The 11,340-nt window shown below is 37.9% G+C and carries 14 protein-coding genes; 5 read left to right on the top strand and 9 right to left on the bottom strand.

What is annotated here, in order from left to right; all coding sequences use genetic code 11:
* Nucleotides 1–77: 77 nt before the first annotated feature.
* Together pcrB and H1D32_RS02145 are read right to left on the bottom strand one after the other, a co-directional pair.
* Nucleotides 78–761 carry a heptaprenylglyceryl phosphate synthase gene (pcrB, locus tag H1D32_RS02150; protein ID WP_261176512.1) on the bottom strand — a complete coding sequence of 228 codons (684 nt, stop codon included), beginning with the start codon at nucleotides 759–761 and terminating at the stop codon, nucleotides 78–80.
* Nucleotides 762–982: 221 nt separating this feature from the next.
* Complete coding sequence (locus tag H1D32_RS02145; RefSeq protein WP_261176511.1) at nucleotides 983–1,426, bottom strand: LysM peptidoglycan-binding domain-containing protein; 444 nt, start codon at nucleotides 1,424–1,426, stop codon at nucleotides 983–985.
* A 179-nt stretch (nucleotides 1,427–1,605) separates the two neighbouring features.
* On the opposite strand from H1D32_RS02145, the gene H1D32_RS02140 reads away from it, so the two are divergent.
* The 4 genes from H1D32_RS02140 (at nucleotide 1,606) to gerPC (ending at nucleotide 3,012) form a co-directional block, all read left to right on the top strand.
* Nucleotides 1,606–1,830 (top strand): spore germination protein, encoded by a 225-nt coding sequence (locus tag H1D32_RS02140; protein ID WP_241657738.1) that lies wholly within the window; start codon nucleotides 1,606–1,608, stop codon nucleotides 1,828–1,830.
* 18 nt (nucleotides 1,831–1,848) lie between these two features.
* Nucleotides 1,849–2,076, top strand: coding sequence for a spore germination protein (locus tag H1D32_RS02135; RefSeq protein WP_261176510.1), 228 nt, complete (start codon nucleotides 1,849–1,851; stop codon nucleotides 2,074–2,076).
* A 24-nt stretch (nucleotides 2,077–2,100) separates the two neighbouring features.
* Nucleotides 2,101–2,313 (top strand): hypothetical protein, encoded by a 213-nt coding sequence (locus tag H1D32_RS02130; RefSeq protein WP_261176509.1) that lies wholly within the window; start codon nucleotides 2,101–2,103, stop codon nucleotides 2,311–2,313.
* A gap of 129 nt (nucleotides 2,314–2,442) precedes the next feature.
* Nucleotides 2,443–3,012, top strand: a complete 570-nt coding sequence (gene gerPC, locus H1D32_RS02125) for a spore germination protein GerPC (protein WP_261176508.1) — start codon at nucleotides 2,443–2,445, stop codon at nucleotides 3,010–3,012.
* Nucleotides 3,013–3,161: 149 nt separating this feature from the next.
* On the opposite strand, the gene H1D32_RS02120 is transcribed toward gerPC, so the two are convergent.
* The 4 genes from H1D32_RS02120 to H1D32_RS02105 form a co-directional block, all read right to left on the bottom strand.
* Entirely contained in the window at nucleotides 3,162–3,995 is an 834-nt protein-coding gene (locus tag H1D32_RS02120; protein WP_261176507.1) for an ATP-binding cassette domain-containing protein, read from the bottom strand.
* Between the two features lie 94 nt (nucleotides 3,996–4,089).
* The gene (locus H1D32_RS02115) at nucleotides 4,090–5,247 is read right to left on the bottom strand and encodes an agmatinase family protein (protein WP_261176506.1); all 1,158 of its coding nucleotides are present in this window, start codon (nucleotides 5,245–5,247) and stop codon (nucleotides 4,090–4,092) included.
* A gap of 199 nt (nucleotides 5,248–5,446) precedes the next feature.
* On the bottom strand, nucleotides 5,447–5,908 hold the full coding sequence (locus tag H1D32_RS02110) for an Hsp20/alpha crystallin family protein (protein WP_261176505.1): 462 nt from the start codon (nucleotides 5,906–5,908) through the stop codon (nucleotides 5,447–5,449).
* Nucleotides 5,909–6,028: 120 nt separating this feature from the next.
* Nucleotides 6,029–6,292, bottom strand: coding sequence for a hypothetical protein (locus tag H1D32_RS02105; protein WP_261176504.1), 264 nt, complete (start codon nucleotides 6,290–6,292; stop codon nucleotides 6,029–6,031).
* A 232-nt stretch (nucleotides 6,293–6,524) separates the two neighbouring features.
* Here H1D32_RS02105 and H1D32_RS02100 point away from each other — a divergent pair, with 232 nt between their 5' ends.
* A complete protein-coding gene (locus H1D32_RS02100) occupies nucleotides 6,525–7,160 on the top strand; it encodes a polyadenylate binding domain-containing protein (protein ID WP_261176503.1) in 636 nt (211 codons plus the stop codon).
* Nucleotides 7,161–8,110: 950 nt separating this feature from the next.
* Here the strand turns inward: H1D32_RS02100 and H1D32_RS02095 are convergent.
* From H1D32_RS02095 to H1D32_RS02085, 3 genes are read right to left on the bottom strand one after another with little or no spacing between them, the layout of a single operon-like run.
* Nucleotides 8,111–8,425, bottom strand: coding sequence for a YerC/YecD family TrpR-related protein (locus H1D32_RS02095; RefSeq protein WP_261176502.1), 315 nt, complete (start codon nucleotides 8,423–8,425; stop codon nucleotides 8,111–8,113).
* Nucleotides 8,426–8,449: 24 nt separating this feature from the next.
* Nucleotides 8,450–9,490, bottom strand: coding sequence for a DUF3048 domain-containing protein (locus H1D32_RS02090; protein ID WP_261176501.1), 1,041 nt, complete (start codon nucleotides 9,488–9,490; stop codon nucleotides 8,450–8,452).
* Between the two features lie 39 nt (nucleotides 9,491–9,529).
* Nucleotides 9,530–11,272 (bottom strand): adenine deaminase C-terminal domain-containing protein, encoded by a 1,743-nt coding sequence (locus H1D32_RS02085; RefSeq protein WP_261176500.1) that lies wholly within the window; start codon nucleotides 11,270–11,272, stop codon nucleotides 9,530–9,532.
* Nucleotides 11,273–11,340 lie beyond the last annotated feature (68 nt).

Genomic DNA, 11,340 nt, shown 5'->3' with positions numbered 1-11,340 from the left:
TTTTAATATATTAAATTAAGAATGTAAAATGCAGAATTATTTTGTAGTAACACTTCATAGCCTATCCAAAGATAATTCTACAATTTACATTTAACGGTCTTTAACGCTTGCTCAATATTTTCATAGATAATGTTCCCAACTATAATTGTATCTGCGTATTGGGCCATTTCTTTCGCTTGCTCCAATGTTTCTATTCCGCCACCATAAAACAATTTCGTTATCTCAAGGCTCCTGCTTACTTTTTCGACAACTTCTACCTCTCCATAGACACCACTGTATTCAATGTAAAAAATAGGGAAGTTAAACATCTTCTCTGCCATTTGAGCATACGCAACGATATCATCAGTCGTTATCTCCGTGTTTGCGTCGGTAAGTACCGCGACTTTACTTTCTGAATTTAGCACGCAATAGCCTTCCATCACGATCTCATCCCAATTCATGATGGCACCGAATTCCTTCACAGCCTGATGATGAAAACCGTTAACCCATTTCACATTTCCGCTATTTAATACAGAGGGAATAAAGTAGTAATCAAAGCCAGGAATGACCGTCTCAAGTGACGACACTTCTAGCGCACAAGAGACCGAATAACGTCGGATTCTCATTAATAGGTCTAATATATTATCTTCAGTTACGCCATCGCTGCCGCCGATCATAACCCCATCTGTTCCCGATTCGCAAATTCTCTCTATGTCATTATCACTAATCTGCTTATTAGGATCCAATTTAAACACGTGTTTCCACTCATGGTATTCAAGCATTTTTATAAACCCCTTTGTTATCTCATATCCTCATTCGGTTATTATATCAAAAAATGCCTGCCTACTCATCATTCCAAGTGGAGTATTTTCAATTACTTTTTTCCAATTGCATTCTAATAAAGGGAATTAATACTTCTTAAGTATCATAAAGGACCCAAAAACATTGCCAAAGAAAATAAAAAAGCTAATTTCCTAGTAGTAAGAAATTAGCCTCAGGTTATTTAATAATTCCAATGATTTGGTTGCTGGTATTGATAATACCCTGGATATCGATGTTGTTGCTGCACAGGCATTGGTGTTTGTGGATGCTGCGGGTAATGAGGATATTGCGGATAAACTTCAGCTTGCTGGAAGTCTTTCTCTTTAAAATGAGTTCCATAGATTGGTTGCGTATAGTCTTGAGATGGCCAATGTTTGATATTCAATTTATTATATTGTACAGGCTCATCTGCAACATAAGCGCAAACATTTCCTTTGCCATCTAGCTTAGGAGCCATCACTCCCTCCAATCCTACCAATGAAGGAATAGTTAATTGCAACCCCTCTTGAAGATTATGTGGATCAGCAATATGTTGGTTGTGACCATACAAAACGTTAACATCTACTTTGTACCTTTCAGCAACTTGATAAAGGGTTTCTCCGCTTTTCGTAATATGAATTTTCACTTTGTGACTTACCTCCTAAACGTTTTTCGGTACATAACAATATATATTTATTCAAGAGATAGGTTTTTGTCATAATTTTGGGCTTCTCCCATATACCATTTTGTTTTACACTTTCTGTGTCATCATCCCATTTAAAACATACGATAAGAGTATAGGACAAAAAATGGGAGGATGTGTATATGTTGACACATATGAACAATATCCTTGGGATAAGAATTAACAGTGCATCATCTAATGCTTCAATTAACTTTGGGAATGTCGTCCATAAAGGACATCAAGCAAATATTAAGATGAATGTCGGCTACGCACAAGCAGGGGATGCGAATTTCTCTCCTTTACAATTTAATAACGCTAACTTAACGAATGATCCAGACGTGCAAGATCAAGTCCAGGCACAAATTTAAAGACCTTAGGGGGATATTATGTTTTTGACTCATATGAACAATATTGTTGGAATTAGACTAAATAACTTATCAGCAAATGCATCAGTGAACTTTGGTAATTCTATTATGAAAGGCTTTCAAGGAAACATAAAATCAAATGTTGGTTATTTACAACCTGGGGATGCAAACTTCTCACCTTTACAGTTTAATAATGCCAACCTTACAAATGATCCTGATGTTCAGGACCAAGCACAGGCACAGATTTAATTAGCAGGAAAGGACTAGAACCCTATGCAAATAAACATTAAGAATATTCGGGTAAACTCAATTAGTACCATTGGTTCTTTAAACATTGGAAAAACTGTTTTTACAGATAATCGAGCTTCTAGTGCTCAATTTCCGAAAGAAAATTACGAAGAAACAGAGCCTGAAAATGATGAAGAAAATGATGAGGCTATTGAGTTTCATCCACCACTGGGAGTACCACCAATTCTTATACCTTAAGAAAACAGCATCATATCCAGCACCACTAATTTTAGTTTTTGAGATTAGTGGTGATTTTTTTAAAATAGATGAACGCCTAGCGCCCAATTATCATACCTTAGTTAGAGACTATATCAGGGGTGAATATTAATGTATTACTACCAATGGCCTTATATGTACTATCTTAATCAACCGTGTTCTTTGGGGTGTACGGATCCATCCCAATGTCAATATCAGCAACACTTTACGCCATATCTTCCTCAGCAATATCAAAATCCTGCCTATCAATTAACTGAGCAGCAGTACTGGGATCAAGAAGGTTTCGTGGAAAATATGGATATGATAAAGAAAAAAGAAACTGAAGAACACATACTGACTAAAAGTGGCATTCCATTACCAACTCAAGATAAATACGCACATATTGTGATGAATCAACTTGAAAATTTACAAAACAAATTGGAAGAAATAGAAAAGGAAAATGAAGAACTTAAAGAAAAGGTAGAAAATCTAAAACCGATTAATATTGAGAACATCAATTATAAAATTCAGGAACTCACCGTAGAAGAATTATCAGGAACACTTAATATCGGCCTCTCAGCACTGACTGATGCGGAAAACTTGAAAAAATTACTCGAGGAAAAAGGCGAAATAAAATTTAATGACATCGATACTGAAGCGTTAGAAAACATGGATGAAATGGAAGGATTTAATGATCAATAAACTATCAACTTAGGCTTACTATGAAATTGGTAAGCCTAAGTTGATAAAGTCATAAAGGTGAATTATTAATCAAACGTTTGATTAAAGTGGTAAGGTAATTTAATCATACGTTTAATTAAAACTCCGATTAGGCTTAATCAAACGTTTAATTAATTCCTTGCTGCATGAGTGTTTAATAACTTATAAAGTAACCTAGCTGCTTGTTGTTCATTTGTCGGAAGCTTTTCTAAATTTAAGTTAGGGATCATTCGGAACAACCTTGCAATTCGAGGTAAATGAAGGTTTGCATTCCTCACTAGTTCCTCATTAACTAACAGCTCTGGACCACCGTATTCAAGAAGCTTTCCGTCCTTCATGATGATGATCGTATCAGCCCAAGAAACAGCAAAGTCGACATCGTGTGTTGAAAGTAGAACTGTTTTCCCCATAAAATTTAGTCCTTGAAGTAGAGCCGCAACCTCATCTTGGCCTTGAGGATCTAAGTAAGACATAGGTTCATCTAAGATGACGATATCAGGTTTCATGGCCAATACTCCGGCAATTGCTACTCTCTTCTTTTGCCCGTAGCTAAGCTGGTATGGGGCTTTCTGCTTAAACTCTAGCATCCCTACAGAACCTAAGGCAACGTTACTAACCGCTTCAACCTCTTCCTCTGATAACCCTAAATTACGGGGTCCAAATTGGACATCCTCCCATACAGTTCCAGAGATTACTTGATCATCCGGGTCTTGAAACACCAACCCTACCTTTTGGCGAATTAATTTCGCGCTTTTTTTATTTAAAGGAATTCCCATGATAGAAACCGTGCCTTGCTGAGGTAATTTCAATCCGTTTAGATGATGTAGTAATGTAGACTTCCCTGCACCATTAGGTCCTAATAAAGCAATTTTTGCACCCATCGGAAGCTGTAACGAGATATTTTCCATAGCTGTTGTTGTGTCCGGATAACTATATGAAACGTTGTTGATTTCTATTGCGTACATTTCATCACCCCTTGGTTTGTCCATTTTTATCATTGATAGGTTTTTATAAAAAGTCCACTTGTGTATTTAACACCACAAATGGACTTTTCATTTGTTACGAGAACTTCTTGCCTAATTTCCCAGCATCAACCATCGCCGCTAAAACATCTGCAATAATACGTGTACCAAGCAATGCTGTTTGGTCGCTTACATCGTACGGAGGTGACACTTCAACTAGCTCCATTCCGCAAATACCTTCTCTTGCAACAATATCTAAAAACTTCAAGCCTTCTCTTGGAAGGAAGCCTCCAGGCTCAGGCCAACCAGTACCTGGTACAAATCCTGCATCAAAGCTATCAATATCAACACTTAGGTATACAGCCTTCGCTCCACCTGACCATGCTTTTTCAAGGGCAATTTCTGCAACCTTCTCAATCCCTAATTTTTCGACATCATCAATTGAAATGGCTGTTGTTCCGAACTTGCGGACATTTTGAACCGCTTCTCTCGGCACCTGCCAACCGCCAATCCCTACTTGAACTAGGTTAGATGGTGGTGCATTCGGAATGTTTGTAGCATGGAACCAAGGGGTCGTATGCATCCGCTCATCCATATCCTTTTCCTGTAGATCTAGATGGCGGTCCATATGAATGATTCCAACTTTACCATCAACATGTTCAGCAATGGCTCGTAAACATGGGTAGCCAATTGCATGGTCGCCTCCTAGCATCACCGGTAGGGTTCCTTGTGCAAAAACGTGAGAAACTGCTTTATAAATTTGGTCAAAACTCTTTTCAATATTGGCAATTGTAAACACATCACCAACATCACACATTTTAAGTGACTCTACTAAATCGACGCCTTTTTCATAGCTGTAACTCGTATAGAGCTTGGAAATACGACGCAATGCCTCAGGTCCGAACCGGGCACCGGCACGGTAAGTCGTACCGATATCAAATGGGACACCAATAAAGGCTACGTCGTACTCTCCTACTTTACGTACATCTTCTAAAAATGGTGTTCTCAAAAATGTCGGAATGCCTGCATATGCAGGTCTAGGCTCTCGAGTGAACGTTGAAATTGTCCGATCACCAATCGATGGAGCCGCTTCTAACCCATACTTTACTGATCTTTGAAGAATTTTTTCATTCTCAATTTCAGGAATCTTTGCTTCCTTTTGTGCTTGCTCAATTCCTAGTAAATCAGTTGTACGATCACTCTCGAGGGCTTTTTTCTTTCGAAAACTTAATCCATGATTATCGAAAAAACCCACCACGTATCACATCCTTTTCTCTTCAATTCCGATGTACTTCATGTTGCAAATGGGCAGAGGCAGGAGCACATACTAACCTATCTATATTCCTTATGGCTTATCTAAATGCCTAACTAAATGAAAGATTCACTTCCGAACTAGCCCATTTTTTAGGGACGTATTTTCAAAAAATAAGAAGCTGCAAATCATACAGCTTCTCTCACTCATCATCTAAGTTTTGGATGTTCACTTTCTTTTTTATCGGTGTCGACCTAATCAAGCGGTGTAGGTGAATAATTAACACTCCACGTTGAAATGAAGCATCTACCTTGTCATCTCTCACTGGGTATGGTAACTCAACCGTTCGTTTAAACGGCCCCTGAGTAATCTCCTCTTGAATTAAGCGGAAACCGTTATAGTCAACATGAAGAGTACCTCTAACTTCTAGAGTTTTTTCATATGCATAAATATCTACTTCCTCAAGCTTTAGACCTGGTAGCGCAAAAATACATAAAAGTTCATTTCCATTTTCATATATATTAAGTTTTGGTCCATTACTGTCAAAAATTAAATTTTGAAAATCTGAAAAGAAGTCTTCACCTAAAAAGTTTGGTAAAGCCTTCTTCCAATTACCATTACCACCCCCGCCGTTATTCATTGGGAAAAATTTATTCATATTCATAGGTCGCCCGCCTCCTTTTTCACTTCATATTTTATGAGCAAATGTAGGATAGGTGCATGACCTAGAGTTTTAAAGTTAAAAAAGGTGAAAAAACGGATTGCCGTTTTTCCACCTTTCTTATTACCACCAGAACAAAGCAGCACCTAATGCAAAACCACCAATGGCTGCTAAAGCAATTGGGAAGAATGGTCGATATCCGAAACCTGGATAACCCCAACCTAGCCCCCAGCCGTAACCAGTTACTCCAGTAGATGTTGGCTCAATATAAACAAATTGATGATCTACGTTAACGATCTTTCCAACATGAACTTTTCCACATTTCTCATAGATCGTGACAACCTTGCCACGATGTTTGCAGCAAATATCATAATATTGATGAGTCATTTCCATCCCTCCATTTGTCCTATTTCTCTACTATATTATTGAAACAGGCACACATTTGACTGTGCTTTTGCAACTGTTTTCTACTAATTATTAAAATAGGCCTTAGTTATTACTAACTAGTTAAACACCCTCGCAATCTAGGTTTTTATACATAAACTAGTTGGGATAGTTAGTGTAAGTCGCATTGATATGCGCCTTATATCCTTCCTAAAGGAGATTAAAGGAGGTTTATATGTTTCCATTTTCAAGCATGTTTAAAAATAATCAAATCGGTTTTAGCCCTTTCCAGCTTCAAAGCCAAATGATGAAGCATCCAATGGCTAGTGGGGGATCATTCCCCTTTAATATGGTGAAACAACATCCGATGATGAGGGGGGCAGGTAACTCGTTCCCCTTTAATATGATGCAGCAGCAAGCTAGTGGCGCTAATCATTCCTTTCCCTTTAACATGATGCAGCAATTCCCAATAATGGGCGGGACTAATGATTCATTTCCTTTTAACATGATGCAGCCGATGGGTGGCAATAACAATTCATTTCCCTTTAATATGATGCAACAGCAAAATCCAATGAGTGGTGCAAATAATTCTTCGAGCAAAATGCTAAGTGGATTTAATACATTCCCTTTTAATTATGACAACCAGAATGTCCAAGAAGAAAATCCCTTTTCAAATAGCTTTTTTCAACCACAGGGTAGGCAAAACAGTGGGAATACGCAGCAGCAAGCACCACAATTCCCCCAGTCACTAATTAGAGACCCTAATGGTAAGTTTGATTTAAATAAAATTGGAAATGGTGTTCAATCTGCTTTAGGACTGGTTGGTCAAATGGGGCCAATGATGAAGATGTTTAGTGGATTTTTTAGATAGGTAACTTTTTCGCTAGAGGATTCGATCAAAAGAATAATTATAACGAGTAGATATCATAATAGGTTTTTACTCGTTTTTTTGTTTTTCACTCAATAGGGTACGTTAGCAATTTTATGAAGAAAGTTTTCATGTAGTTGTCAGGTGGAACAACCCAAGTAAGGTTCGATTCGATGTGATTCGAGCACGGTTTAGGATAGTTTTTGTAAAAATTACGTTCGATCCGCCACGAATCGAGCACAGATCTGGATAGATTTGTAAAAATTACGTTCAATCCGCGCTGAATCGAGCACTGATCTGGATAGATTTGTAAAAATTACGTTCAATCCGCGCTGAATCGAGCACTGATCTGGATAGATTTGTAAAAATCGTGTTCGATTCGCCACGAAGCGAACACAGATCTGGATAGATTTGTAAAAATCGTGTTCGATCCGCCACGAATTGAACACGGATCTGGATAGATTTTGTAAAAATTGTGTTCGATCCGCCCCGAATCGGGCACAGATCTGGATAGATTTGTAAAAGTAGTGTTCAACCCGCGCTGAATCGAGCACTGATCTGGATAGATTTGTAAAAATCGTGTTCAACCCGCGCTGAATCGAGCACTGATCTGGATAGATTTGTAAAAATCGTGTTCGATCCGCCACGAATTGAACACGGATCTGGATATATTTGTAAAAACCAAGTTCGATCCGCCACGAATCAAACACAGATCTGGATAGATTTGTAAAAATAGTGTTCGATCCGCCCCCAATCGAGCACTGATCTGGATAGATTTGTAAAAATTACGTTCGATCCGCCCCGTATCGAGCACTGATCAGTATAACTTTGTAAAAATCACGTTCGATCCGCCGCACCTCTAAAATATAAGAGGTCCTAGAACCTAACAAGTATAGATTAGAAAATGAATAAAAAAAAACATAGCCAATGCTATGCTTTTTATCGTTTATTAGTTATTTAACTTCTTCGTTTAGTTGCATTTCTTTGACACGTTCTAGTGTCATTTCATAGCCATCATTACCATAGTTTAAGCAACGCTTCACACGAGAAATTGTTGCTGTACTAGCACCAGTTTCAGCCTCGATCTTTTGATATGTAAAGCCTTCACGAAGCATACGGGCCACTTCTAAACGTTGTGCTAATGATTGAATTTCGTTAATCGTACAAAGATCATCGAAAAATTGATAACACTCTTCTAAATTTTTTAGGCTTAGGATTGATAAAAATAACTGATCTAATTCTTTTCCTCTTAATTTATCGATTTGCATCTCATTCATCCTCCAATTTGTTTTTTACTCAATACTCACATTTGAGGTTAACTTCGGTACGACATTTATCCATGTCTTTCCTGTGAGGAAACCAACAATTTCCCCATCTTTCATCGGTAAAATTTGCGCCCCAACATTTTCCCATTGAACAGGTTGATAAACACCATTTTGAATAAGCAACCCTTGTCCACCTGAATCTGTATCGATGGCTCTACGACCAACATCATCAATGACTCGATGGCTCATTTCAACAATAAAGATATTATCAATCAAAACAGGATGGTTCGTTTCAAGATCTAAGCTTTGTTCTCCGCCCACAATCCTTATATAGCGTTGAAGGTCTTTATCATACTGATACTGAACATTATTGGCACTACTGCCATAATTAATCCCAATTTGAATTGCCTTTTCTCCAGTTACCACAGTTTCTTCATCTAAAAATGGTAGTGAAGGTGGGGAAACTGTTAAGGAGCGTTTGGAATGTTCTGCGGCTTTAAGTAAGTTCTCATAGGTTGTGTACATATTGTGAGGGGCTTTTCTCGCAGACGAACGCGAGAAAAACCTTCCATCATACTCTAAGCCACTAATAAAATCTACTTGCCCTTTTTTGAACATTTCAAATGCTTGGGGGCTTCCACCAGCTGAAACGTAAATAGCATTATAACCATTATTTAAGCGAATATAATAATCTCTCGCACTCCGAACTGGACCAATAACTGCTGGTTTTTCACTATGGAAAAACGCCAGCAATCGAGTAATAGTTGCCTCTGAAAGTACTTCATACACTAAATCAGCTTGATAAAGACCTGATTGTGGTCTTGCCGCGCGAGTATTTTCAATCATAACCCCAAATACTCGATCATTTACCTCATCATTTGTACCGACTCCGGTTAACGGGTAGGTATTTATAAATACTTCTTTTTCTGGTTCCGGCACTGGTTCTAGTTCTTGTTCTAACTCTTGTTCATTCTCAACGACATCTGGAACTTCTGGCACTTCATTATTACAAGCAGCTACTATGATAACGATAAATAATAAAGTCAAACCTAAAGTAAGCCTTTTCATTCTATACCATTCCTTTACTTAGATGCTTCCTTTTATAGTTTAACGCATAATCGAAGGAAAGAGTACAGTTTTCTTCTTTACGTCAAAAATTCCTCTTTGCGTGATTCGGATATAAGGTAAATGAGTCGATGCAAAAAATAGTAAACTATAAATTGGATCTTCAAAAGGATAACCTCTTTCTTTTAAGGCACGGACAAGCAGCTTCTCTTCCTCTATAAGAATTTCCATTGGCTTCATAGACATAACTCCATATAACTCCAGCTCAATACGATTGATTACAGTACCATCTTCAACTAGTACGATACCACCTTGTTGCATTTTCAATTCCTGGAAAGCTAGTAACATATCATTCTTGCTTTTCCCAATAATAATAATATCTCCAGTATTAGAAAAAGAAGAAGCGAATCCTGATATATTTTTTGAGAAGTTTTTTACGACAGTATTAATTAACCAATGTCCTTCACGGTCAATCATCATGAAAAAACTCTCATCACTTTCAGGTGGAATGACTGCTTGGGTCACATCAATTGAAATTTGATATGGTTTTAGGATTACAGCATTTACCATCTCAACTCCAAGTGGCATTGAAAAATGCATATCGTTCATCGTTAACTCCCAATCTAATTGAAGCGGGGCCACTCCATAGTCACTCCAAGGGAAGTTTACAACTGGATAGCAATCCATACCTGACTTTTTTACCCAGATCCCTTTTGCTAATACGGCCATTGGCTGAGGATCATTTTTCTTTTCTAATATGTTTATATGAGCAATCCTACCAGGTGCAATCATTCCAATATAATCATCTAAGTGGTAATGCCGAGCTACATTGTACGTAGCCATTGCGTACGCGTCTTCTGTAGGTATCCCTTTTTCTATGGCTATTGATATCAATAAGTCCATAAAGCCTTGTTCATAGAAGCTCGGTGTCGAACCATCGGTTGTCATAATGACACGATTAAAATCATCCAATCCAAGCTCTAATAACTCCTCTACAATTGTTGCAAGGTCAGGCCGAATAGAAGAATGCCGTAATGAAGTTGTGTACCCCATATTTAAACGCATTAGTGCTTCTTTTCCTGTCATTGATTCATGATCGGAATTAGCCCCTAATATGGCCATCTGGGTGAGCGTTCGTTCTGAAGCTCCTGGAAAATGTCCTTCAATGGGTTTTGACAGCTTTTTTGTCTCTTGCATCCAATGAAGCATACTGTCATCACCATTCAAGACATCTGGCCAAGCAGTTAACTCGCCACCTTGAACAACAAGAGGATGTTCAAGCCACGCCTTCATTTTTGAATAAGAAAAAACTTCTTCGCCATCTAAAAGTTCAGTTTGTGCATCATATCGACACCACCAAAACATCGATGTAGGTAGCTTATCTAGTCCCTCAATAAGTGTAAGCGCTTTCTTTTTATCTGTATTTAAAAACCACATAAGATTATCGTTTATAAGTGTTGTAGTCCCACGAACTGATGCATATTCAGCAAGGCTATGGGGATTATATAATTGAAACGGGTGTGCATGATGTTCAATATATCCAGGTACTAAGAAGCGATTACTACAATCAAATACTTCTGTTGTATCCATTTTTAAAGGCATCTCATCGCCCACATATATAATTCGATCTTCAAAAATCCAAATATTTGCTTGAAGCCATTTTTTGCGCACACTATTTAGGTAGGTTGCATTTTTCAAACAGATTGTCGGTGCAACCTCACCACGAAGGATTTGAAGCTGCTTACGAATTTGTTTTTTAGTCCAGCGCTCAAACCTTTCTGCCATGTAAATCACCCTATTCTACGTATTTATTTTCGTCTGTTTTTTTTAAGTCAAGCAGCATCGATAGCAAT

The organism is Anaerobacillus sp. CMMVII (genome assembly GCF_025377685.1).
Classification (GTDB): domain Bacteria; phylum Bacillota; class Bacilli; order Bacillales; family Anaerobacillaceae; genus Anaerobacillus.
This window is presented reverse-complemented; position numbering and strand designations above follow the sequence as displayed.

What these genes read in the sequence shown, in the direction of transcription:
- pcrB (WP_261176512.1), bottom strand. Translation starts at nt 761, where the DNA reads ATGCTTGAATACCATGAGTGGAAACACGTGTTTAAATTGGATCCTAAT.
- H1D32_RS02140 (WP_241657738.1), top strand. Translation starts at nt 1,606, where the DNA reads ATGTTGACACATATGAACAATATCCTTGGGATAAGAATTAACAGTGCA.
- H1D32_RS02135 (WP_261176510.1), top strand. Translation starts at nt 1,849, where the DNA reads ATGTTTTTGACTCATATGAACAATATTGTTGGAATTAGACTAAATAAC.
- H1D32_RS02130 (WP_261176509.1), top strand. Translation starts at nt 2,101, where the DNA reads ATGCAAATAAACATTAAGAATATTCGGGTAAACTCAATTAGTACCATT.
- gerPC (WP_261176508.1), top strand. Translation starts at nt 2,443, where the DNA reads ATGTATTACTACCAATGGCCTTATATGTACTATCTTAATCAACCGTGT.
- H1D32_RS02120 (WP_261176507.1), bottom strand. Translation starts at nt 3,995, where the DNA reads ATGTACGCAATAGAAATCAACAACGTTTCATATAGTTATCCGGACACA.
- H1D32_RS02110 (WP_261176505.1), bottom strand. Translation starts at nt 5,908, where the DNA reads ATGAATATGAATAAATTTTTCCCAATGAATAACGGCGGGGGTGGTAAT.
- H1D32_RS02105 (WP_261176504.1), bottom strand. Translation starts at nt 6,292, where the DNA reads ATGACTCATCAATATTATGATATTTGCTGCAAACATCGTGGCAAGGTT.
- H1D32_RS02100 (WP_261176503.1), top strand. Translation starts at nt 6,525, where the DNA reads ATGTTTCCATTTTCAAGCATGTTTAAAAATAATCAAATCGGTTTTAGC.
- H1D32_RS02095 (WP_261176502.1), bottom strand. Translation starts at nt 8,425, where the DNA reads ATGCAAATCGATAAATTAAGAGGAAAAGAATTAGATCAGTTATTTTTA.
- H1D32_RS02090 (WP_261176501.1), bottom strand. Translation starts at nt 9,490, where the DNA reads ATGAAAAGGCTTACTTTAGGTTTGACTTTATTATTTATCGTTATCATA.
- H1D32_RS02085 (WP_261176500.1), bottom strand. Translation starts at nt 11,272, where the DNA reads ATGGCAGAAAGGTTTGAGCGCTGGACTAAAAAACAAATTCGTAAGCAG.